At 44.5% G+C, this 24,492-nt stretch carries 19 protein-coding genes and 1 tRNA gene; 15 read left to right on the forward strand and 5 right to left on the reverse strand.

Going from position 1 to position 24,492, the window contains the following annotated elements:
• The first annotated feature begins 7 nt into the window (after positions 1-7).
• A complete protein-coding gene (gene grxD / locus FTU95_RS01425; protein ID WP_004279738.1) occupies positions 8-349 on the forward strand; it encodes a Grx4 family monothiol glutaredoxin in 342 nt (113 codons plus the stop codon).
• Between the two features lie 94 nt (positions 350-443).
• On the opposite strand, the gene FTU95_RS01430 is transcribed toward grxD, so the two are convergent.
• Positions 444-3,071 carry a Lon protease family protein gene (locus FTU95_RS01430; RefSeq protein ID WP_100329816.1) on the reverse strand — a complete coding sequence of 876 codons (2,628 nt, stop codon included), beginning with the start codon at positions 3,069-3,071 and terminating at the stop codon, positions 444-446.
• Positions 3,072-3,268: 197 nt separating this feature from the next.
• On the opposite strand from FTU95_RS01430, the gene FTU95_RS01435 reads away from it, so the two are divergent.
• The 4 genes from FTU95_RS01435 to rpmE all read left to right on the forward strand — a co-directional run bounded on the left by FTU95_RS01435 (position 3,269) and on the right by rpmE (position 7,382).
• A complete protein-coding gene (locus tag FTU95_RS01435) occupies positions 3,269-5,434 on the forward strand; it encodes an MFS transporter (protein ID WP_180077303.1) in 2,166 nt (721 codons plus the stop codon).
• A 1-nt stretch (position 5,435) separates the two neighbouring features.
• A complete protein-coding gene (gene gloA / locus FTU95_RS01440; protein WP_004279741.1) occupies positions 5,436-5,837 on the forward strand; it encodes a lactoylglutathione lyase in 402 nt (133 codons plus the stop codon).
• A 144-nt stretch (positions 5,838-5,981) separates the two neighbouring features.
• Complete coding sequence (locus FTU95_RS01445) at positions 5,982-6,962, forward strand: bile acid:sodium symporter family protein (RefSeq protein ID WP_180077305.1); 981 nt, start codon at positions 5,982-5,984, stop codon at positions 6,960-6,962.
• Positions 6,963-7,157: 195 nt separating this feature from the next.
• Positions 7,158-7,382 (forward strand): 50S ribosomal protein L31, encoded by a 225-nt coding sequence (rpmE, locus tag FTU95_RS01450; RefSeq protein ID WP_005096496.1) that lies wholly within the window; start codon positions 7,158-7,160, stop codon positions 7,380-7,382.
• A gap of 84 nt (positions 7,383-7,466) precedes the next feature.
• Here the strand turns inward: rpmE and FTU95_RS01455 are convergent, their stop codons facing one another.
• Genes FTU95_RS01455 through epmB form a run of 3 tightly spaced genes read right to left on the reverse strand, consistent with a single transcriptional unit; the run spans position 7,467 to position 12,391 of the window.
• A complete protein-coding gene (locus FTU95_RS01455) occupies positions 7,467-9,632 on the reverse strand; it encodes an EAL domain-containing protein (RefSeq protein ID WP_005171650.1) in 2,166 nt (721 codons plus the stop codon).
• The gene (locus FTU95_RS01460; RefSeq protein ID WP_005096498.1) at positions 9,614-11,359 is read right to left on the reverse strand and encodes a hypothetical protein; all 1,746 of its coding nucleotides are present in this window, start codon (positions 11,357-11,359) and stop codon (positions 9,614-9,616) included. Before FTU95_RS01460 ends, FTU95_RS01455 begins: the two co-directional genes overlap by 19 nt.
• Before the next feature lie 9 nt (positions 11,360-11,368).
• The gene (gene epmB, locus FTU95_RS01465; RefSeq protein WP_180077307.1) at positions 11,369-12,391 is read right to left on the reverse strand and encodes an EF-P beta-lysylation protein EpmB; all 1,023 of its coding nucleotides are present in this window, start codon (positions 12,389-12,391) and stop codon (positions 11,369-11,371) included.
• 381 nt (positions 12,392-12,772) lie between these two features.
• Here epmB and efp point away from each other — a divergent pair, with 381 nt between their 5' ends.
• From efp to FTU95_RS01505, 8 genes are all read left to right on the forward strand, one after another.
• Complete coding sequence (gene efp, locus FTU95_RS01470; RefSeq protein WP_005171644.1) at positions 12,773-13,342, forward strand: elongation factor P; 570 nt, start codon at positions 12,773-12,775, stop codon at positions 13,340-13,342.
• Positions 13,343-13,513: 171 nt separating this feature from the next.
• On the forward strand, positions 13,514-15,613 hold the full coding sequence (locus tag FTU95_RS01475; RefSeq protein WP_005171642.1) for a carbon starvation CstA family protein: 2,100 nt from the start codon (positions 13,514-13,516) through the stop codon (positions 15,611-15,613).
• A gap of 10 nt (positions 15,614-15,623) precedes the next feature.
• Positions 15,624-15,926: a YbdD/YjiX family protein gene (locus tag FTU95_RS01480; RefSeq protein WP_005096505.1), complete on the forward strand. Its 303-nt coding sequence runs from the start codon at positions 15,624-15,626 to the stop codon at positions 15,924-15,926.
• A 431-nt stretch (positions 15,927-16,357) separates the two neighbouring features.
• Positions 16,358-17,320 (forward strand): MoxR family ATPase, encoded by a 963-nt coding sequence (locus FTU95_RS01485; protein WP_005096506.1) that lies wholly within the window; start codon positions 16,358-16,360, stop codon positions 17,318-17,320.
• A gap of 12 nt (positions 17,321-17,332) precedes the next feature.
• The gene (locus tag FTU95_RS01490; protein WP_005171639.1) at positions 17,333-18,238 is read left to right on the forward strand and encodes a DUF58 domain-containing protein; all 906 of its coding nucleotides are present in this window, start codon (positions 17,333-17,335) and stop codon (positions 18,236-18,238) included.
• 13 nt (positions 18,239-18,251) lie between these two features.
• Positions 18,252-20,243: a DUF3488 and transglutaminase-like domain-containing protein gene (locus tag FTU95_RS01495; RefSeq protein WP_180077309.1), complete on the forward strand. Its 1,992-nt coding sequence runs from the start codon at positions 18,252-18,254 to the stop codon at positions 20,241-20,243.
• 47 nt (positions 20,244-20,290) lie between these two features.
• Positions 20,291-20,367 (forward strand) — tRNA-Val (locus FTU95_RS01500).
• A 328-nt stretch (positions 20,368-20,695) separates the two neighbouring features.
• On the forward strand, positions 20,696-21,733 hold the full coding sequence (locus tag FTU95_RS01505) for a metallophosphoesterase (protein WP_100329807.1): 1,038 nt from the start codon (positions 20,696-20,698) through the stop codon (positions 21,731-21,733).
• An 88-nt stretch (positions 21,734-21,821) separates the two neighbouring features.
• Here FTU95_RS01505 and FTU95_RS01510 read toward each other — a convergent pair whose 3' ends face one another.
• Positions 21,822-22,244, reverse strand: coding sequence for an OsmC family protein (locus tag FTU95_RS01510; RefSeq protein ID WP_005171632.1), 423 nt, complete (start codon positions 22,242-22,244; stop codon positions 21,822-21,824).
• A gap of 147 nt (positions 22,245-22,391) precedes the next feature.
• Between FTU95_RS01510 and crp the strand changes: the two genes are divergently transcribed.
• On the forward strand, positions 22,392-23,099 hold the full coding sequence (gene crp / locus FTU95_RS01515; RefSeq protein ID WP_005171629.1) for a cAMP-activated global transcriptional regulator CRP: 708 nt from the start codon (positions 22,392-22,394) through the stop codon (positions 23,097-23,099).
• A 191-nt stretch (positions 23,100-23,290) separates the two neighbouring features.
• A complete protein-coding gene (locus FTU95_RS01520) occupies positions 23,291-24,340 on the forward strand; it encodes an NADP(H)-dependent aldo-keto reductase (protein ID WP_180050001.1) in 1,050 nt (349 codons plus the stop codon).
• Positions 24,341-24,492: the final 152 nt, after the last annotated feature.

The raw sequence follows: 24,492 nt of genomic DNA on the forward strand, positions 1-24,492 counted from the left end.
TTTATCAATGACTGAACAAGCACGCGATACCGAAGCGTTAATTCGTGACCAAATTGCAAAACACGCAGTACTTCTTTACATGAAAGGCACACCGCAATTTCCACAATGTGGTTTTTCTGCACGTGCAGTAGAAGCACTCAGTCAAATTGGTCGTCCGTTTGCTTATGTAAACATTCTGGAAAACCAGGACATTCGTGCGATGTTACCACAAATCGCCAACTGGCCGACATTTCCACAGCTTTGGATCAATGGTGAATTGATCGGTGGTAGCGATATCATGCTCGACATGTTCCAAAAAGGCGAATTAAAGCCTTTGGTTGAACAGTACAGCCCGGCAGCTGATGCTTAATTAAATTAAGATTTAAATCAAGCCAGATGTTAAAAAAGCGCTTCATTGAGAAGCGCTTTTTTATTGCTATTTTAAAGATAGAGCAACGACCGGATTAATCTTCTGTTGCTGCATTTGCCTTTTGAGCTATTGCATGACCTGCTTCAAGTTCAGTGTGTGGCTCAACAATTTGCTTCTTGTCTTTTTTCTTCTTCTTTTTTTTCTTTTTCTTCGGTAATTCGACCAGCTCACCACCATCTTCAATCGCTTGCCAGTAATCCAGCTGTGCCATCACCGCGGCATAGATTGAATTTTTGCTATAGCGACCTTTTTTATCCAAGGTGCCGACCGGACGCGCCATCAGGATTTCCAGCGCCTGATCAATGGTATCAATCGCATGAATATGGAACTGACCTTCTTCGACAGCAATGGTGACATCTTTACGCAGCATCAGATGCTGCATATTCTGACGTGGAATAATCACGCCTTGTTTGCCGGTCAGACCTTGCAGCTTGCAGGCATCAAAGAAACCTTCAATTTTGGCATTGACACCGCCCACTGGCTGTACTTGTCCCAACTGGTTCATAGAGCCGGTAATGGCCCAGGATTGATCAATCGGTAACTGGCTAATCGCCGAGAGCAGGGCCGAAAGTTCCGCGACTGTGGCACTGTCACCATCGACCTGACCATAGCTTTGTTCAAAGGCCAACGCCGCAGAGAAGTGCAGGGTCTGTTCACGACCAAAATGTGCTTTCAGGAAAGACGACATCAATAACACGCCTTTGGCATGCAAGGAGCCACCGAGTTCCACACTGCGCTCAATGTCGAGAATGTCACCACCCCCTTGATACACCGAAGCAGTCAGGCGTGAAGGAAGGCCAAATTCGACATCGGCATAATGAATTACCGATAAAGCATTAATCTGTCCCAGACGATGGCCACGGGTTTCGATTAGCTGTGTACCACGGGTCAGATCCTGCCAGTACAACTCACGTAAATAGCCTAAGCGATATTTGCGATGATCGAGTGCGGTATTGATATGTTTTTCCGAGACCATCTTGTCACCGGCCTGAAAGGCATGATGATGCGCTTCACGAATCAGGTCACCCAAGGTCAGGGCATGCAATGATAATGAACTTTGGTCTTCGGCCTGACGGCTGGAATCTGTGAGCAGTGCAGCCAAAGCAGAACGGTCAAAAGGCAATAATTTATCCGATTGCACATAGTCGGCAATCAGCTGCATATAGGCCTGCTCGTTGTCGTCATTACGTTGTAATGTATCGGTAAAATCAGCACGGATTTTAAAGATGCTGCCCAGCTCCGGTTCAAGCTCTAAAATTTCATAATAAATTTCAGGCTCGGCCAGCAAGATCACTTTAATGTTCAATGGAATCGATGCCGGTTCAATTGAAATACTGCCGGTCAGCGTGATCATATGCTCAAGCGAAGACAGTTTTAAATGCCCGGATTTAAGCGCACGCTTCAAACCTTGCCATGCATAAGGCTGTTCCAGCAATTGTTCCGCTTCCAGCATCAGAAAGCCGCCATTGGCTTTATGCAACGTTCCCGGACGAATCAGGGTGAAGTCCGTGGTGATCGTGCCATTTTGGGTTAGCTGTTCCACATGGCCGAGTAAATTGTAATGTGTTGGAAAATCTTCAAAGATGACTGGCGCACCGCTATTCGGCTTGTGGGTAATAATCACGTTGGCCTGATAACGTGCCGGTACGCGGCTGAATAGTGCCGGGGTGAAATCATCTTCTTCCTGTTCCAGCACGATTTCGACATTATTGATAATATCTTCGGCATAATATTTTAGATAATGTTCCAAGCCTTGCACATGTTTGAACTTGGATAAAATCTGTTCTACACGTGGCACCACCACCTGTTTGGCAATATCACGATTCAGAATCTGAACTCGGTCGCGTGCATCATCTTCCAGATCACCCAGATGCAAACCCAGACGCTCCAGTTTTTTGTCCATATAGCGCATATTGGTCGCCAATTCGGCCCGATCCTGATTGTTCAGCGCATTCAGATCTTCCTGAGTCATTTCCTGTAATTTGTCATCAATCAGATGTACGGGAACAAAACAGTGTTCATCGTGTCGCGAGATCAGTTTCAGATCGAGTTCTGCACCTTCTTTGGTGAGTTCGATCAGCGCCTGTTGCTGTTCATCGCCAGTTTCCTGACGAATCATTTCAATGCGGTTGTGATAGGTTTCCGCGGTAAAACGGCGTTCAAGCTGTTTCAGAATGGTTTGCCAGCTTTGGTTTAACATGGCCTGAAATTTTGGACCCTGACCGGCAGGCAGCTCCAATGCTATTGGCTGGCGCTGGTTTTGAAAGTTGTTGACGTAGACCCAGTCGTTTGGGGTTTCCATGGTTTTGGCATGCTGTTGCAGCAGACGCTTCACCATGGTGCGTTTGCCCAGGCCAGCCGTACCCACGGCAAAAATATTATAGCCTGAATAAGGTAAGGCAATCCCGGCCTCTACCGAAGCCCGTGCGCGGTCTTGCCCCAAGAAATTATTCAGGGGCTTGATCCGTTTGGTCGACGCCGGAATTTTTTCTAGGTTTGGAATGTGCGTCAGTTGGGTGGATTTTAAGCGGGTATGCTCAAGGGTGTTATGAATTTCGCTTTGTTCAAATGCCGAGATAAGTAAATCTGAGCGGATATTTTCTGGTGTTGTCGTATTGTTGCTGGCGATAGAAGAATTAATTTGATCGAGTCTCTGGGTCACTGTTGAAATCCAAAACGAAATATTACGTTGATAAGCGTTAAGGTATACAGATTTGCTTGGAAAATTCAAGCGAACATGTGGCTTTTGCCAGAAAATAAAAAACCGGAAATGTGATAAATATATAAATCTTGTTGAAAGATGCGCTATTACAGGATTGAATAGCAGCAATTGGTTTTTCCGCGGAAAATAATAAAGCAATGACAACACAAACGACGGGTTGGAAATCCGCATTTACAGCATTTTTAGATCGACGTGCCTTGATCATGCTGTTCTTGGGATTTTCGGCCGGTGTCCCGATTCTTCTGATTTTTTCCAGTCTGTCTTTATGGTTAGGTGAGGCCGGAATCAGCAAAAGTGCAGTCACTTTTTTTAGCTGGGCAGCATTGGGCTACTCGTTTAAATTCGTCTGGGCGCCGCTCATTGATGAACTGCCAGTGCCTTTTCTGACCAAGGCTCTGGGACGCCGTCGAGCCTGGTTGCTGATTGCACAGATTCTGATTGTCTGCGCCATTTCCATTATGGCTTTTTCTGATCCGGCTTTGGGCGTAACTCATTTACAGCAAATGGCGCTGGGTGCAGTCCTGCTTGGCTTTTCTGCTGCAACGCAGGATATTGTGATTGATGCCTACCGGATTGAACTGGCGGAAACCCAGATGCAGACCGTCTTGGCCGCGACCTATAATGCCGGTTACCGGATCGGAATGATCGTGGCGGGTGCTGGCGCCTTGTTTCTGGCCGCTTATTTGGGCACAGCCAAAGGCAACTATATCTACGATGCCTGGAAATGGACCTATCTGGCCATGGCCGCGGTAATGCTGGTCGGGATTGTCACCACGCTTTGCATTCGGGAACCGCAGGTTGACCGTGTGCCTAAACATTATCTGCGCAGTGATTATTTCCGTTTAGTCGCAGTGTTTTTTGTCGCAGTGATCAGCTTTGTACTGAGCTATATCTATTCAGGCAATCTGGTCGCCAGTATTACCGAACAGTTCACCATTCAAGATACTTTTGCCTTGTTCTGCTTTGAAGCCTTACGCTTTATTGGTTCTGGTGCGATTGCCTTTGCCATTGGTGCAAGCTTGGTTAAAATGGGTGCAGTCAACAAGCAGATGGCCTATGAAACCTGGGTTAATCCGGTTGCAGACTTCTTTAGGCGCTATGGCTTAAAACTGGCATTGGTGCTGTTGTTATTGATCGGTTTTTATCGGGTTTCCGATATCATCGCCGGGGTCATTTCCAACGTCTTCTATCAAGACCTGAATTTCAGTAAAGAGCAGATTGCCGAAGCGGTCAAAGTCTATGGGGTGATTTTCTCTTTAATTGGTGGTTTTCTCGGTGGTTTACTGGCCCAGAAAATGAACATCATGAAACTGATGTTTGTCGGTGCCGTGCTGGCCTGTTCCACCAACCTGATTTTTATTGGACTGGTCAAATCTGGTGAAAAACTGGCAGCTGTCGAAGTTAGGGTCGCTAATCAGGTTTATCAGGCCGATACCGATGAAGTCGGTTACTGGAAGCTGAATGTACCCAGTGATGTTTTAGCGCAGAGTAAGCAACTGCAAGTGACAGCCAGCTATCTAAATTCAGATCATGCTACTCAGCCTGTACAGGTCAGCATGCCGTATTTGACTGCACAACAGGGCAGCACCCAGTTACAGATCCTGCCGATCACCAGTGACAATACCCTCAATGTCGCTGAACAGGACAAGACCATTGTGGTACGTGGTCAATATGTCGGTGCAGCGCTGCAACCGAATCAAAAGATTGTTTTACAAATCAATGATCAGAATCTTGAGGCAAAATTAGAAAGTGAAGGCGTATTTACTGCCGCGATTCCTGCGCAGCAACTGATTCAGTCACCCGCACATATTGTCAGTGCAGTCCTGATGCAAGATAGCCAGGCGCTTCAGCAAACCACACATGTTTATCAGGTCAATGATCAGCTCATCCCTGGCCAGAATCTGGATGTCGATATTCAGCCTTTGGCGGTGATAGATGGCAGTAGTTCCGACATGATCGAAGTCAGTGGTAAGGTCATCAAACCTTATAGCGACAAGTGGCTTTATTTTGCCATTATTGTCGATAATCTGGCTGCCGGACTTGCGGGTGCTGCATTTATTGCATTCTTGTCGAGCCTGACCAGTGTGTCATTTACCGCAGTTCAATATGCGATTTTTAGCTCACTCATGACCCTGACCCCTAAGATTTTAGGCGGATATTCGGGTACTATAGTGACCAATATCGGTTATCCGAATTTCTTCCTGATGACCACTTTAATTGGAATTCCCATTCTGATTCTGGTGGTTTGGGTGGCAAAATTGCTCGGTGAACACCAACAACAATCTGTACAGAAGGATGATTAATATGCGCATGCTGCATACCATGTTACGTGTAGGCAATTTAGAACAATCTCTCAAGTTCTATACTGAAGTACTGGGCATGACTTTGCTTCGTAAGCGTGATTACGAAGAGGGCCGTTTTACCCTGGCTTTTGTCGGTTATGGCGATGAAGAGAATCACACCGTACTTGAACTGACGCATAACTGGGATACAGACAGCTATGAACTGGGTAATGCCTATGGTCATATCGCAATTGCAGTCGATGATGCTTACAAGGCGTGTGAAGAGATTAAAGCGCGTGGCGGTAATGTGGTGCGTGAAGCTGGCCCAATGAAAGGTGGCGTGACTGTAATTGCATTTGTTGAAGATCCAGATGGCTACAAGATCGAGCTGATCCAGCAAGACAACAATGCACGTAATAACTAAGTGTGACGTAGCGAGATATATGAAATGCATTCATGTATAGATGAAAATATTACATCAATCTGAGTGCATAGCATGGGCCCGGCATCTGTTAAGATAGCCGGGCATTTTTATATCAAACAATAAAATCTGAGGGATTATAGGGATATGCTTAAGTTCTTGGCATTGGATCGGTTTACGATACTGTTGTTTGTGATGGTTTTGCTGGCCAGTGTGCTGCCAGTTTCGGGGCAGGCGGCTGAAGTCTTTGGCTGGATCACGACAGGTGCGATTGCCATTCTATTTTTCCTGCACGGTGCCAAGCTGTCCCGCGAAGCGGTGATGGAGGGGATCATGCACTGGAAATTACATACTTTGGTCTTTGCACTGACTTTTGCCTTGTTTCCTATTCTAGGTTTGCTAGCCAAGCCGATTTTATTGCCAATGCTCGGGCAGGAGCTGTACTGGGGCTTCCTGTTTATGTGCTTCCTGCCATCTACCGTTCAGTCTTCGATTGCTTTTACTTCCGTCGCACATGGGAATGTGGCCGGTGCTGTCTGTAGTGCATCTTTTTCCAATATTATCGGCATGTTTATCACCCCGGTATTGGTCGCATTTTTCATTTTAGGTCAATCTGAGCACGGGTTTGACCCAACCGCTTCGATTATCCAGATTACGCTGTTGTTATTGGTACCTTTTATCTTGGGGCAAATTTTACGTCCCTGGATTTATCCAAAAATGATGAAAATGCCAAAAATCGTCAAGGTCTTCGATCAAGGCTCAATTTTACTGGTGGTCTATGGTGCTTTTAGTAGCGCCGTAGTAGCGGGACTTTGGAATGAAGTCAGTCTCAGTACATTATTGCTGTTATTGCTAGCCTGTTCGGTGCTTTTGACCCTGGTGATGCTGTTGTCGCTGTATATCCCACGCTGGCTGGGTTTTAGTCGCGCTGACCAGAAGACGGTATTTTTCTGCGGTTCTAAAAAAACCCTGGCCAGTGGCGTGCCGATGGCACAAATTCTATTTATTGGCCAGCCACTGGGCATGATTGTTTTGCCGATCATGATTTTTCATCAGATTCAATTGATGGTTTGCGGGATTATTGCCAATGTGTGGGCCAAAGAGGCTGAGTCAGAAGCAGAAGAATAATTCGCATATTGAATTTTTTTCACGTATAATAATGCCCACTTGTTGTGCTTAGCTCTGACGGTATCCGTCTCGGTGGGCCAAAAGAATGGTCTGTTGTGGTGTTGATCTGCATGAACTTTGTTCCTGCTTCCTCATTTGAGAGTGATCAATAGCGATGACAGCTAAACCTTCTTGAATCTAATGGAGTAATCGACCATGCGCGCCGATATTCACCCAAAATATGAAACTTTAGTTGCGACTTGTTCATGTGGTAACGTAATCGAAACTCGTTCAGCTGCTGGTAAAGAAACACTTTACCTAGACGTATGTTCAGCTTGCCACCCATTCTACACTGGTAAGCAAAAGAACGTTGACACTGGCGGTCGTATCGACAAGTTCAAACAACGTTTTGCTGGTATGTCACGTTCTGTTAAACGTTAATACCCAAAATGAAAAAACGGGCCTCAAGCCCGTTTTTTTGTGCCTGCCATTTGGAAAATAACCGCATGGCAGGCATATAACTATTTAATGCTCTTGTACATCAATCAGGTGATCGAGTTTTTTCTGGAAATAATCCCCTTGAATAAAGCGGGCATCAACATTCCAGGCATTGGCGAACAGGGTCATATCATTTAATTCGCGGACCAGAATATTCAGCGGTTTGATATCATTATAGCTGGTGATTTTTTCCTGCAGCTGCTCGACTCCAGTCTCGTTATTCAGCATCTGGGTCAAGCTGGAATGCAAGCTGACACCATCTATTTCCAGCTCACGCAGCAAATTCGGACCATACATCGATTGACCAAAATCACGCAGCGCAATCAGCGCGCCATGTTCATGCAGAACACGTAGATATTTCTGCGCATCCTGTTGATTCAGCAGAATATCTTCTTCAGAGAATTGCAGGATCAGCGGATGTCGGACTTTGCTGCGAATAATCGTAATCAGCTTGGAAATAAATTCCGGGAAGCTACGGTCTTTAAAGAGTACCGCACGGTTCAAATTCACGATTAAGGTCGCATCCGGATACTGGGTAATAAAGTTGTGCAACTGTTTACTGGCTTCAACCAGAATCCAGCGATCCAGTTTAATCGACAGCTCATCATCTTCATGCAGTTCAAGGAGTGTAGAAATATCCTGCCATTTATTCTCATAAATGAAGCCGCTGGTCACTTCATAAGTATAAAGGCGGGTATCTTCTTTATCATACAACTGCTGATATTTTAAATGGATTTCACCACGATCCAGACATTCACTCAAAGCTTTCAGGATATGAGGTGTCGCCGCAGGAATAGAGCTGACTGCTGGACTGATCGCCGCAACTGTTGGGCTTTCGATTGGTGTTTCAGCCACACTAAAATCGATCTGCGGCATTTCTAGAGATGGCTGGTTGCTCAGTGAAGCAGGAATATCTAGTACAAATTCAGGTGCTACTTCTGCTTGAGGTAAAGACGTAGAGAAGGCTCGTGCAATCAGTTCATTGCAGTGCGCTTCATCATTTAAACCCTGTTCCAGAACCACATAACCCATGCGTAAATTGAGCGGGAACGAATTTTGTCCCACTGTCACTAATTGCGGCTTGCTGAGCGCATTTAATCCGATCAGTTTGGATTCAAGAATTGCTTTGGAATCTGCCTGGAACAGACCGACAAGGACGTCATATTCCAGCTTAAATAATGGAACATGGGTTTGTTCTTTGAGGAATTCTTTAACAGCTTTGAAATATCCACTAAACGTCGTCCACTCAGACTGTAGAACTTCTGGTTCATAGGAACTTAAAGAGAAAGTTACCATGGCATTTACAGGTGCGGACTGTTTGGTTATTTCACGTTTAAGGAGCTGGAAAGTACTCGGTTTTCCGGCCGGCTTCTCGGTATTGCCTGCTTGAGCCTGAGTATCAATAGTAATTTGTAGTGCATCTTCTTCAGCGCTGGATGGCAAGAATTCCAGTTTTAATGGCTTAGATGCGGCGACACGCGGATTAAGAGAGTGGATTTCAACCCGGCCTAAATCGACCTGGCCTTGAGAAATCTTTTTGAAACGTGTTTTAAAGTCGTTTAGATCAGAAGGTTGTAATAGATCTAGCAGCGGCAGGCCAATAATCTCGTCTTCACTTTGTAAGCCAAACAGTTTCAGATAGTCTGCATTGGCCTGAATATGAATCCCTTCTTGAATGGTTGCGATGGCACGGTTACTATCTTCGACTAAGGATTGTGTCTGACTTTGTGCTGCTTCCAGTTCATTGAGCAAATGTTGCTGAGTCTGCGATACACGGCTAAATGACAATGCCCGAACCAGTCCCACATAAAAGCGTTCCAGGTAGTCAAAATTGAGAATGTCATAAATTCCTTTATGAATATACTGGGCATAGTGTTCAGCCTGATAGTCATCCGGTTTAAGCAAAATCATCGGCAGATGAGGCTGCTGGGAAAGACGCACCAGACTTAAGGCCTGTTCATATTTCAGATCATAAGCACGGCCAAAGATAATCAGATCCCAGTTAAAATTTAACTGTTTTTCAAAAGATTGCAAATCATCAAGCAGGACAGCATCAACCTGATAGTCATTGCTGGTCAGAAGATCACGGATTTGGTTATATCTAATTTGATTATCATCAATAATCAGTAAACGTGTTTCGGTACGTTTTAACTTTTTAGACAATAATGGATTTCTCACTTCAATGCTTCCCATAAATCATGATTTCTGCTTTCATTCATGTGCTGACCGATAAAGTTTTCTATCATTTCTTCTTCTTGATCATTCAATAATTCATAATCAAAACGGATAAAACTCTGCGTAATCAGTTGTGCTTTGGTCAGATAGATTTTTAATTCTTTCTGACCGAGGCGTAAATGAATGGTTTGTTTTTCCCTAAACATCTGTGAACCAGAGACAATCACACTGGTCGTGACCTGATCCAGTTGCGTCATTTTTACCAGCAGTGCAGGCTGATAATTGACATGATGGCGTTCGGTACGGCTATAAGCCGCGCAAGGGAATAATTCCTGAGCCAGAACTTCCAGGCCAATTTCCAGACTCTTGTCGGTCGATTGCTTGATCCAGCGAATCACACCACCACGCCACTGACGCTGTGATTTTTCCTGAACCAGAATAAATTCACCGGTTTTCAGATTGGCAGGGGTAATACCAGTCCATTTAATCCGGTAACCATTGACACTAATATCCAGAACTTCAGCACTATGAATCTGTTTGGTTTCGCGATCGAGGGCCTTGATGCTGCTAAAACCACTTGGAATGGCATTTTCCATTGAGCTGACAAAACTGCTTTCACTCTGGAAATTATAATTGGCCTCAAGTTCCAGGGTCTCGTTAAAGTTTTTACCTTTGGATAGATAAAAATGTGCCACCGTCAAGCCAAAGCAGATATTGATCTGGGCTGAATATTCATAACGTTCGTGACGGCGTTCGATATTATTCGAGAGCAGATTATAGATATGAAAATGTAGTGCAGGGGTCAGGAACAGTTTTTCATTACGCGACAGATACTGGGCATTTTTGCTTTGAGTATGGGTCAAATGTTCCATCAGATTCTGGGTGGAAATATAGAAGCTTGGCTGAAAATGTTCACCCTGATGCGAATTAAAGATCGGGGGGTGATCTTTGCTGGCGTCGACTACATAGCGCGAAAGTGTGGTTTCTTTCGGCAGAATCTGCACCAGTTTGGCCCAGTCAAAACTGCATAGGTACAGCCCCTGAATTTCTGCAGGGCGAATCTGATGGGTATTAAAAATATCCAGTAAAATCAGTTGAGCATAAGCATGTGCAATATTCTGGATCTCGTGCTGGGTGCCTAAAACCTGATTGATATTGCTTTGGTAGAAATTATTTTCGATTGCACATTCAAGCAGTTGATGTGCAGCCAACCATTGTCCCATACCCGGTGTGCTATATAACATATGTTGTTGATATAACAGCAGGCTGAGCTGTTGCAAAGCATAATAAATCGACACCATACGCGCGGTTTGAATGCTTTTCTTTTTACCCAGAGAAAACAGGGAAAATTTTTGATGGGTTAGTTGATGATTACAGCGTTTGACGATATCAATATAAATTTTGGCAAAATGGCTACGCAGCAGCATGGCCAGTTCAATGATTTGATCGTTACGATCCGAAGTAATCAGCCCCTGATTGACAAAATGCTTTTCCAGACTGGTCAGAACATTTTCAAGGGTCGGATGCAAGACCTGAATCAGGTCAAAGCGCAGGGTTTCTGTGCATTTCAGCTCAGAAATTTCTAATAAGGCATTAAACAGGGATTTGGATGAATTTCCCAGTTGCAAAATTGAAATACCGGAAACCCACTCTTGCAAAGCTTTGGCAGTCGTCGGGCAAAAGCTCAGCTGATCCCGTGTGAGTTCCGTCGGTGTCTGAAAAATGTCGGACGTATGCTTGCTCATCTTTATTATTTAACTCAAAAATGTTGAAACCCCAAAAAGCGGTGTCTTATTGTTCTCGCCCGCTATTTCTCGAACCAGTTTAGGAACCAAATACCCCGGAAGGTTCGCTAAAACTTCAGTATAAATCTCATAAATGTCATCAGGTGGTAAATCAAAATGATGTGCACCTTTTACTTTATCAAGTACATGTAAATAATACGGCATCACCCCGGCATCAAACAAGCGATAGCTTAAATCTGTCAAAACCTGAGCAGAATCATTCACACCTTTTAATAAAACTGTCTGATTCAGCACAGTAATCTGTTGTTGAACCAACTGGTTCAAACGCTTGCAGGTGAAGTCATCCAGCTCCGATGCATGGTTGGAGTGTACCACCAGAATAATACGTAGCCTACTGTTTTTTAACATGCTAAGTAGCTCTTCGTCCACCCGGTTAGGGATCACAATGGGAACTCGTGAATGTATTCTTAAAAATTTGAGCTGTGGTAGAGATTCTAGCCGCTCGATCCAGAGTTGCAATTTCCGGTTGGATAAGGTCAGTGGATCACCACCGCTCAGAATCACTTCATTAATATCAGGCTGGCTTTGCAGATATTGCTTGATATTGATCCAGTCTTCATTTTTAGGCAGGTTGTCCTGATAAGGAAAATGCCGGCGGAAACAGTAACGACAATGCACGGCACAGGCACCGGTCAGCGTCAGCAAGAAACGTGATTTATATTTATGTAATACGCCGGGCTGCTGATTGGCCTGCTCTTCGCCCAAGGGATCGGTAACAAATCCCGGATGATCTTCCAGCTCCAGATGATGCGGCAGGACTTGTAACAGTAGCGGGTCTAAAGGATTGCCTGACTGTATTTTGCCGACAAAAGCACGTGGCACGCGTAATTTGAACTGTTCACTGGCCAAAATGGCACCTGAGAGCAGCTGCGCTGGGGCGAGTTGTAGCAGTTCAAGCAGTTCGTGCGGATCGGTAATCAGGTCGCTAAGCTGTGATTGCCAGTTTTGTTCTTGATATAAATAATTCGTCATGCTGGAAGATTAACAGTAGAAGTGGGAGGGCAAGGCCAGAGGGTTGCAGTTTAACAGTTTGTCGAGAACCAGAATAATCTGCTGTGCGATAAAATTTGTCGTCATGACTATATGTCAAAAATGATGACAGCCGGATGGCATTTTAGCGTCCAGCAAGACATGAATAAACAAAGGATTTTCATGCCTGATGCTAACTTAGGCAGTGTGAAGGGCTGAAAGCGGAATTTTTCATTGCGGCGAGCGCCATTGCTCATTTAGAATACGTAACATTAAATGAATGTGCATGTGGCAACTTAATGTTCGTGTCAGACTTGCTAAATGACATTGCAACAGCCCTTAGCATCGATAGATTAAAGTTAGTAAGTTTGGAGTGCGCCAGTCATGGCCTATTATTCTACGAATGATTTCAAGTCAGGCCTTAAGGTTATGCTTGATGGTAACCCATGTTCAATCATGGAAAACGAATACGTAAAACCAGGTAAAGGCCAAGCCTTCAACCGCGTAAAATTACGTAACCTTAAATCAGGTAAAGTTCTGGAAAAAACATTCAAATCAGGCGAGAACCTAGAAGCGGCTGATATCGTTGAAGTAGAAATGGAATACTTGTACAACGATGGCGAAATGTGGAACTTTATGGATCCTGTATCGTTTGAACAGATCGCAGCTGATAAAACAGCGATGAGCGATGCTGCAAAATGGTTAAAAGACGATTCAAATGAAAAATGTACCATTATGCTGTTCAATGGCGTGCCGTTAAACGTGACTCCACCGAACTTCGTGGTACTTAAAATCGTTGAAACTGATCCAGGCGTTCGTGGTGATACTTCTGGCGGTGGCGGTAAGCCGGCGAAACTTGAAACAGGTGCTGTGGTACGTGTTCCATTATTCGTACAGCAAGAAGAAAGCGTTCGTGTAGATACCCGTACTGGTGATTATTTAGAACGTGCATAATGGTTTTAAAATAGACTATTATCGAGAGGGATGATCTAGATCATCCCTTTTTTTATGCCAAAGTCTTAGAGGAAAGTGAAAAGAACAGGCGTAAAGTCGCAAGGGAAAACAGCAGTACTTCGAACAACAACAACCGCGCTGATTTGTATGCATCACAATATGAGGGATTGAATGGAAACTTTACAAAAGAAGTCCACGCTGACTTCGAAAATAATTTGGCTTTTGGTAGCCATAGTGGGTGCAGTCTCCTTTGGAGTGCTGGCCCTGAGTCGGGGTGAGCATGTCAATGCAGTCTGGCTGGTACTGGCAGCTGCCTGTGTCTATAGCATTGCTTACCGTTTCTATAGCTTGTTTATTGCCACCAAAGTATTCGAGCTGAATGAGCGCCGTTTAACCCCTGCGCATCGTCTGGCCGATGGTCTGGACTATGTGCCAACCAATAAAAGTGTTTTGTTTGGCCATCACTTTGCTGCAATTGCCGGTGCAGGCCCGCTGGTCGGTCCGATCCTGGCCGCGCAAATGGGTTATTTGCCCGGAACCATCTGGCTCTTGGTCGGTGTAGTACTGGCCGGTGCGGTACAGGATTTTCTGGTGCTGTTTATTTCGACCCGTCGTGACGGTCGTTCACTCGGTGAAATGGCCAAGCAGGAACTCGGCACCTTTGCCGGTATTATCGTCATGCTGGGTGCCTTGGGTGTGATGATTATCATCCTGGCGGTGTTGGCACTGGTGGTCGTCAAAGCCTTGACCAATAGTCCGTGGGGCGTGTTCAGTATTGCTGCCACGATTCCGATTGCGATCTTTATGGGCGTGTATATGCGTTTTATCCGTCCGGGTAAAATTGCAGAAGTGTCGATTATTGGTTTTGTATTGATGATGCTCGGGATCATCTACGGTGAAAACATCGCGCAACATCCTTACTGGGGGCCGTTCTTCACACTATCGGGAACTGAGCTGACCTGGGCATTGATCATCTATGGATTTATTGCATCAGTATTGCCGGTGTGGCTGTTGCTTGCGCCACGTGATTATCTATCCACTTTCTTGAAAATTGGTGTAATTGCCGGTCTGGCGATTGGTATTCTGTTTGCCATGCCTGAAATGAAACTGCCAGCGGTGACCAAGTTTATTGATGGTACAGGCCCGGTATTTGCAGGCTCCATGTTCCCATTCCTGTTCATTACCATTGCCTGTGGTGCGATTTCCGGTTTCCATGCCCTGGTCTCTTCGGGAACGACACCGAAACTGGTCAATAACGAACGCGATATCCGTGTGATCGGTTATGGCGGTATGTTGATGGAATCTTTTGTGGCGATCATGGCTTTGATCTGTGCCGCAGTTCTGGATCCGGGAATTTATTTTGCGATTAACTCGCCAGCCGCCTTACTCGGGACTACCGCAGAAAGTGCGGCAGAAGCAGTGCGTACCCTTGGTTTTGTGGTAACTCCTGAAGCCTTGACTTTATTGGCTCAAGAAGTCGGTGAAAACTCGATTCTGTCACGTACAGGTGGTGCACCGACTTTTGCGATTGGTATGGCGCATATCATCACGGAAATTTTTAATAGCCGTGAAATGATGGCGTTCTGGTATCACTTTGCGATTCTGTTTGAAGCTCTATTCATTCTGACAGCGGTAGATGCCGGTACGCGTGCCTGTCGCTTTATGGTGCAGGATACAGTCGGCATCGTGATTCCTGCGGTGAAAAACTCGCATAATTTCTTTGGTAACTTGCTGGGTACTGCGGTTGCAGTCGCAGGTTGGGGCTTCTTCGTCTATCAGGGCGTGGTCGATCCACTCGGCGGCATTAACAGCTTATGGCCGCTATTTGGTATTGGTAACCAGATTCTGGCTGCGATGGCGCTCATTCTCGGTACAGTCATTCTGTTCAAAATGAAAAAACAGAAATATGTCTGGGTCACCATTATCCCGACCGTTTTCCTGTTCATTACTTCCATGACTGCCGGCTGGCAGAAGATTTTCCACGAAAATCCGAAGATTGGTTTCCTGGCACAAGCTGATCGTTTCAATACGGCCATCGCCAATAATGAAATCCTGGCGCCGGCTAAAAGTATTGCAGAAATGCAGACTGTGGCCATGTCGAATCAGATTAATGCCGCACTTTGTGCCTTTTTTATGATCGTTGCTTTTGTGATGCTGTTCGCCGCGATTCGCGTGATTCGTCGTGCTTTAGCAGATCCGAATCCTTCTGTGCATGAAGCGGAAGCCATCTATCGCGATCCTGAAGACATTCAGCCAGCGAAAGGTCATTAAGGAGAGTCTTATGAATCTGAAATTTGCCAAAAGCGGAAAAACCATGATTTATAAAATCATCAAAATGACCGTGATGTCACAAAAGGATTTGATTCTGAATCCGAAAAACTGGTCACGTATTGCGACCTTGTGGCAACGCTTGCAGCAAAGTTTCCGCCTGATGGTTGGGGTGCCAGATTACCAGACCTATGTGGAGCATATGCGCAAGCATCATCCAGACCTGGAAGCGATGGACCCGAAAACATTTTATCGTCACTGTGTGGATTCGCGTTATCCATCGGCAGGCGGCGGGATGAAAAAGTGTCCGTGTTAATCATTGAGTAAAACAAGCGCCTTTCGGGGCGCTTTTTTATGCCTAAATATCGGTCTTAAAAATGGCCGAGCGAATGACCTCTCATTTCATTCACTCAGTTGTTTCAGAATATTCTTGATTCAAATCCAGGATAAAAATAAATCTGCATACCTTTTAAGTATGGTGTTTTAACTATCATAAATAAAATGTATACGAGGTATTAATACTCGCACTCGAAGAAAAAATGATTTCTTCTTGAACCGGTTTTTTTGCCTGTTTTCTATGTTGCCATTTTCTCCGTACTTGATAAAACCCACCTATTTTTATTTGAATTTTTGCCATTTTGTCGCGGGTATTCTCATTCAGTTACACAGATAGAGAATTGATCTTTTGGGGAAATTAAAATTTCAGTGTATGTTAATCCTAGACCGTGTTTTATTAGGAAAATTAGTGTGATCTGGGGCATGAAACAAAAGGAAAATAACGATACTGCACATCTCAATACTGTGCTTGAACAAAAGATTGCAAGTTATGCGCCCAAGATCCAGCATTTTTTTGAAGAGGTCAATGCCATCGTACTGGACAAGCAGGCCCAGACCAAGTTGGCGCTGTGCTGTCTGATTGCAGGTGGTCATGTTCTATTTGAGGATTTACCGGGTCTGGGGAAAACCACATTGGCGAGTAGTCTGGCACATCTGGCAGGGTTGAAGTTCCAGCGGATTCAATTTACCAACGATATGCTGGCCAGCGATGTCATCGGCATTAACATGTTTAACCAGAAAGAGCATCAGTTCGAGTTTAAACAGGGCCCTATTTTTACCCAGATTTTACTGGCAGATGAAATTAACCGTTGTAGCCCCAAAACCCAGAGTGCCTTACTTGAAGCCATGGAAGAGGGCTATGCCACCATCGATGGCGTACGCTATGCCTTGCCAAAACCGTTCTGGGTGATTGCCACACAGAACCCGCTGTTTCAAAGCGGCACTTATGCCTTGCCGGAATCGCAGCTGGATCGTTTTCTGATGCGTTTGTCTTTGGGTTATCCATCGCGTCATGCCGAGAAGCTGTTATTACAGCAGGAATCCCGTTTTGCCCTGATTGCCAGTCTGGCGCATATTTTTACTGAAGATGAAATTCTGGATCTGCAAAGTCTGGCGCATCAGGTCTTTATGAGTGAAGCGATTCAGGAATATCTGCTGGATCTGGCGGAAGAAACCCGCAAGAACCGTCATGGCCTGTCCACCCGTGGTTTATTGGCACTCAAGCGTGCAGCACAAGCGCATGCGCTGATTCAGCAACGTGCCTTTGTCACAGCGGATGACGTACAGGCCGTATTTGTGGCGGTGACTTCACATCGTCTGGGTTTGAGTGAAGCTGAAACTTTGAATGTCATGCAACAGGTTGCGGTCAGCTAAAGGAGTCCTCTCTTGGATAAAACCTGGCAAGAATGGCTGGCCAAACGCTTTCAATTTTCACAGCAGAAACAGCTCTCGCAGAAAGACGTCTTGGTATTTATTTATCAGCAGGGCTATCTGTATCTAGTCTTGATCTTGATCACCTTTGTGGCAGGGGTGAATTATGCCAACAATCTGATTTTAGGTTTCTGCTTTTTAATCAGTGCTGTGCTGTGTATCAGTTTTTATCTGACGTTTAAGCAGCTGCATGGCTTGAAGATTGAATTAATCGCGGATGAAGTGGGGCAGGTCGGACACAGTCTGAATCTGCAAATGTATTTTCAGCAGCAGCAAGTTCGACCACATTATTTGTATATTAAAGCTGGAAATCAGCTACACAAAGTTTATCTGAATGCACAGAAGCAGCAGTTTATCCTGCCATTTTATGCAGAGCAACGCGGTAAATTTGATTATCCCGTCATTCAAATATATTCGGTTTATCCTTTTGGATTGGTTCGGGCCTGGACTTATCTTTATCATCAGCATACTGCCTGGGTTGCGCCCAAAGCAGAAGTTTTTAGCGCAGAAAATAGATACCATCTGAACCGCTTTGAACCAGATATGGATGAATTTCGCGAACTGCGAAATTACCAGACTGGCGATTCCTTGCAGTCGGTATCCTGGAAGCAGTTTGCCCGAGGACAGGGCTTATATGTCAAGGTTTTTGAGCAGTATCAGGATGAACACAGTATCGAGATTCATTATGAACATATGCCGACGCAATCACATGAAGAAAAACTTGAATTTATGATGGGACTGATCGAGCAATGCGAGCAACAACAATGTGCTTATGCACTGCATTTGCCCCAAGCCGAATTGCCACAGGGTGCAGGTGAAGCGCAACTGCGTAAAGCCAAACAGTTATTGGCACAGGCCTAAGGCAGATAAAGCAATGATCAATGCAAAAATCCGTACTTCGATTGTACTGACCTTGAGCCTGATTCTCATCGCCCAAATGGCATTTATTCCGGTTTTACTCAGCATTATTTTCGCCATCAGTATTCTGTGTATCTGGATTTATCTGAAACGTCAGCAGCCATTTCCTAAAATTGGCACCTTCTTGCTCACAGTTTTGGCACTGGGCAGTATTTATTTAAGTTATCAGAGCTTTATTGGTGTTGAAGCTGGAGTGGCAGTTTTATCGACATTTTTATTTGCCAAATCACTGGAAAGTAAAAACAGGCGTGACTTAATTATTTTGTTTAATTTTGCCTTATTTGTCGCTGCCAGTTCATTTTTATACAGTCAGTCATTTGGCATGGCGATCGTGATTGTGCTGTGTTTAATCAGCTGTCTGATTGGCCTGTACCGGATTCAGACCAGCGAGTTTGAGCAGGAGCCGACCACCCAGCGTGCCGCCTTACAACAGGATGCCAAGCATGTAGCGAAGTTTATCCTGTACGCCATTCCATTTTTTATCCTGCTGTTTATTTTCTTCCCGCGTTTGCCACCACTTTGGCATATTCCCATCCCAGAAAATAAAGGTGTGACCGGTATTAGCGACAGCATGTCGCCCGGTGATATTGCTGAATTATCGCAGTCTAGTGCATTGGCTTTCCGGATTATCGGTGATGTCAGTAAACTCCCACCGCGTTCAGAGCTGTATTGGCGCGCCTTGGTACTGGATGAATATGATGGTCAACGCTGGACCAGCAGTTTCGTCAATCAGCAACCTTTAATGCGACAGCCCATGGATAGCTCGCCAGTGCCGGTTGGATGGAACTATCAATATCTGGCTGCGGATCCTTCGGTGTTCTGGATCATGGGGCTGGAAAAATCAATACCTGTGGAGCGCCGTTATTATAACCGTCAGGACTGGAGTATTGTGCCGCGACGACTCACGCAACGTGTTGAACCGATTCCGCTGCAGTGGATTGGGACACAATATGATCCTCAGGCTGTAGGTCAATATCTTGCGCGAATCAATAGCCAGGTACAGCGCAGATTGGATCCTCAAGCGCAGCAGCTGGCACAACGCCTATATATGCAAAGTGCTGAAGATCCACGCCGTTATGTGCAGAACGTTCTCAACTGGTATCAGCAGAATAACTTTGTTTATACCCTGAAACCGGGCCAGTTGGGACAAAACCGGATTGATGAATTTCTATTTAACTCCCGGCAAGGGTTTTGTGAGCATTATGCATCGAGTTTCGTCATGCTGATGCGTTATGTCGGGATTCCTGCACGTGTGGTGACTGGTTATCAGGGTGGAGAACTGGCACCGGATCGTAAGAGTTGGGAGGTCCGGCAACTGGATGCTCATGCCTGGACAGAAGTCTGGTTAGATCAGAAATGGCAGCGCTTTGATCCGACTGCCATGATTGCGCCACAACGTATAGATGGCGGAATGCAAAACCTGATGTCTCAAGATGAAAGAGTTTGGTCAAATAATTCGACCTGGACATCGCAGAATAATCAGTGGATGACCAAGATGCGGGTCTGGAGCGATTATGCCAGCTACCAGTGGCAAAGCAAGGTGGTGGGTTATAATGCAGAATCGCAACAGAACTGGCTATCAAAATTAGGTCTGAGTTCGGCTTATTCGAGTATTATCGTTTTGCTCGGCAGTATTGCACTACTGATTCTAGCCTATGGACTCAGAATTTATCTAAAAGCCCGACAGGCTCAATCCCCATTTGATCGTGCTATCCAACAGTTGAATCAATCTTTAGCTGACGATCTCAAAAAACAGCCTGCTGAAACTTTTCATCACTGGATGCAGCGTTTATCCCAACAGGTTAAGGTCGAAAATCAGTCTGCATTTATAGAGGCAATCCGGATTTTTGAAAAATATCTTTATTCAGGAGCAGAACTTACTGATCAAGAATTGAAAAAATTCAAGTATTTGCTTAAAACTTGTGCTGATAGTTTAAAAATCAAATGAAAAGACTTGTCTTCAGTCAGAAAAATTTATAATATGCCATGCATTCTAGGTGTATAGCTCAGTTGGTTAGAGCGCTACGTTGACATCGTAGAGGTCTCCAGTTCGAGTCTGGATATACCTACCAAGATTCAAAAAAGCCCATTCAAAGAATGGGCTTTTTTATGACTTAATTTTAATGTAATAAATTTAATTGTTTCATAAAGTCCAGCCTGCACTCAAAAATACAAAAAATAGCAAGACTAAACTCTTAAAGCATATAAGGATTATGTCTGGTATTTTTTAGGTCATTTTAAAATCAAGATAAAATATATTTTATAAAAAATCTTTATTTAAACCTGACATATTTTAACTGAACTATTTAAAGTATCTAGTGTTCTGTATTCCGATCTAAAAAAATTTAAAGCATACTCCAAGGATGTTCATCTGGCTTCATTTTAACTCAGGATGCATAAGTGAAATATTCATTTATACAACAGGCTTTCACTGGCCCCGTGGATATCGTTGGGGATATTCATGGCGAGATTGCAGCACTGGAACAACTGATTCATGTATTGGGTTATGACCGGCACGGTCGTCATCCTGAACAGCGTAAACTGATTTTTGTTGGTGATCTGTGTGATCGGGGGCAGGATAGTGTCGCGGTGATCAAGCGGGTCAAACAGCTAGTAGATGAAGGCTATGCACAATGTGTCATTGGCAATCATGAATTGAACCTGTTGACCGATACTTTTCGGGAAGGCAATGGCTGGTTTTTTGGTTCACCGCATCAGGATGATCTGAAACCTTTTGATTCCATACAGGCTTCAGCCACAGACCGTAAGTGGATTCTGGATTTTTTAAATCGCTTGCCGGTGGCGCTCGAGTCTGAGCAGCTGCGTGTGGTACATGCCTGCTGGCATCAGCAATCCATTGATCGATTACGTGATTCTCATTTCAATTCGCTCAGAGAAGCCTATGCTAAATTCGTTGAGCATACAGCGCTGGATTTGCAAGCCTTAGGTATTAATGAATTAATACAGAATGAACAGCAACAATACCAACACCAGTTCAAAGACCCAGCTGCAACTTTACCTTTATTGCAACACCTCGCAGAAAAAGAGCTGCGTGAGCAGATGCATAATCCAATTCGGGTCATCACTTCAGGTGCAGAACAGATCGCGGTGCAACCCATTTACGCCGGTGGCCGATGGCGTATGATCGATCGGTTGCCATGGTGGGACAGTTATACCGATCAAATTCCAGTGATTACCGGACATTATTGGCGGAATTTTAAACCCACTGAAGAAAAAACCGGTTTACTCAAATCGATCGATGCACTGCAATGGTATGGACAACAGCAAAACGTATTTTGTGTAGACTATTCAGTGGGCAAACGCTATCTCGATCGTCAGCAGGGCGTCGCGTTCAGACATCGACTTGGCGCTTTAAGATTTCCAGACAATATTCTGATCTTTGAAGATGGCACCCATTACCTGGTTCAAGGGACTTAATCAGATAGAGTCTTCAGAAATTTTTCCCGGCAATTTGTTGGGATAAAAAAGCAGCCATTCAGGCTGCTATTTTTAGAAGATTGCAAGTTTATTCTGCTTCGATAATTTCATAATCATGGGTAATTTCAACGCCGCCATCCGAAAGCATTTTGCTGGCAGAGCAATACTTTTCTGCAGAAAGTTCTACGGCTTTTGCCACCTGTTTCTCTTTAATGGCTTTGCCTGTCACGACAAAATGTAAGTGAATTTTCGTGAAAACTGCCGGAATTGTATCCGCACGTTCAGCCTTTAACTCACAACGTACATCGCTAATATCCTGACGGGCTTTCTTTAAAATGGTCACAATATCAAAAGATGCACAGCCACCCAGACCGGTTAAAAGGAGTTCCATTGGACGGGGACCACGGTTTTCACCGCCATATTCCGCTGAACCATCCATAATGATGGTATGACCACTTTGAGTTTTTGCTTCAAAAGCAACATTCTCTAACCAATGAACGCTTGTTTGCATTGCAACTACCTAAAAAAAGCTATAAATTTGTCAAGTAACTGTACACTAACATAAATTGGGTTGATACGGAATTTCAATCCCACTGTGTGACAAGTTCACATTAGGTCTTGTGCGATCTATACATTATCCATATTCGGAACCGTAAGCATGACTTCAAACTTTTCACAATTGAGCACAGATGCGCTTTCTCCGGGGCAATTACCAGAATCCGTGAAAGCACTGTTAAAACGTGCATATATTAATCGTTATCCAAAACGTACTACGATCATTGATGCAGGATCAGAATCTAAATCTTTGTATTTGATTTTGAAGGGGTCTGTATCCATCATTCTTCGTGAAGATGATGATCGTGAGATTGTCGTGGCATATTTAAATCCAGGTGACTTTTTTGGGGAAATGGGTTTATTTGAGGTAAATCCACAACGTACTGCAGAAGTTCGTACACGTGATGTGTGTGAAATTGCTGAAATCACCTATGAAAATTTTCATGAAATCAGCAAGCAATATCCTGATCTGAGCTATGCGGTATTTGCTCAGCTGGTACGCCGTCTGAAAAATACCACACGTAAAGTGACTGATCTGGCATTCATTGATGTTTCAGGCCGTATTGCACGTTGCCTGATCGACTTGTCTTCTCAGCCTGAGGCGATGATTTTACCAAATGGCCGTCAGATTCGTATTACCCGTCAGGAAATTGGCCGTATTGTCGGTTGTTCCCGCGAAATGGTCGGCCGTGTACTGAAGACACTTGAAGAACAGGGTATGATTGAAACTGATGGTAAAGCCATTCTGATTTTCGATGTTTCTCTGGAGGAGCCAGAAACGGTCAGTGCCGGTGAGCTCGAAGACGAATAAGTCAAAAATAAAAAAAAGCAAATCTTCTGATTTGCTTTTTTTATCCCTACTTTAAAAGCACAAATTCATTCGAACATAACAATTTGGCACAAGCTTTTTAGAAAAGATAATTTAAGTCCCCTTATCATTCCGATAGGCTATAGCGCATGTGATCGCAATAAACGACCGATAAATTTTAAGGATATTTTTTTATGCAGTTCAGACCATTGGCAGATACAGGCATTCTTTTGCCGGAAATTTGTTTGGGCACCATGACATTTGGTGAGCAAAACACACAGGAAGAGGCTTTTCAGCAACTGGATTATGCTTTGGATCAGGGACTGTATTTCTGGGATACTGCTGAAATGTACCCGGTACCGCCAAAACCTGAAACGCAAGGTGCAACCGAGCGTATGATTGGTAACTGGATTGCCTCTCGCGGTGGCCGTGACCAACTTTTTCTGGCCTCAAAAATTGCCGGTCCTTCACAAGGCGGCAGTCATATCCGGGATGGCAGAACCCGTTTCGTTGCAGATGAAATTGCATCAGCGATTGACCAGTCCTTGGCACGTCTGCAAACCGATTATATCGATTTATATCAGCTGCACTGGCCGCAACGTCCAACCAATTTCTTTGGCAAGCTGGGCTATGGTAATGCAGAAGCGGCAGAAGATCGTGCAGTAACAGATCTGGAAGAAACCTTAACCGCTTTACATCAAGAGATTCAAAAAGGCCGCATTCGTTATATCGGCCTGTCCAATGAAACCCCATGGGGCACCATGAAATTTTTACATTTGGCTGAAAAACTCGGTTTATCTAAGTTTGTCAGTGTGCAAAATCCCTATAGCTTATTGAATCGTACTTATGAAATGGGCATGTCAGAAATTGCCAAATACGAAGGTGTAGGCCTGTTGGCTTATTCACCTTTGGCATTCGGTTATCTGACCGGTAAATTCCGTCATGGTGCGCGTCCTGCCAATGCTCGGGTTACTTTATATTCGCGCTTTAGCCGCTATAGCAATCCTGAAAGTGAATGGGCGACCGAACAATATGCACAACTGGCCGAGCAGCATGGTCTGACTTTGACGCAATTGGCTTTGGCCTTTATCAAACAGCAGTTCTTTGTAACCAGTACTATTATTGGGGCCACCAATCTGGATCAGTTAAAAGAAAATATTCAGGCCTTTGAAATCGATTTATCTGAAGACGTACTGAAAGGTATTGAAGCGATTCACTGTCAGCAGCCAAATCCGGCTCCATAATTTTTATCGTTATTTAGACGCACCCTTGATTGAGGGTGTTTTTTTATTGTTGATTACACGCTTATTTTAATGAAAAAGAGTATGGGAAAGGATCGTCAAATCCGCATAATTAAAACATCATCCATAAAAGATGCTCTTATAAAAATGAATCA

Origin of the sequence: Acinetobacter sp. YH12208 (assembly GCF_013418055.1) — a bacterium.
In the GTDB taxonomy this organism is placed as follows: domain Bacteria; phylum Pseudomonadota; class Gammaproteobacteria; order Pseudomonadales; family Moraxellaceae; genus Acinetobacter; species Acinetobacter pseudolwoffii.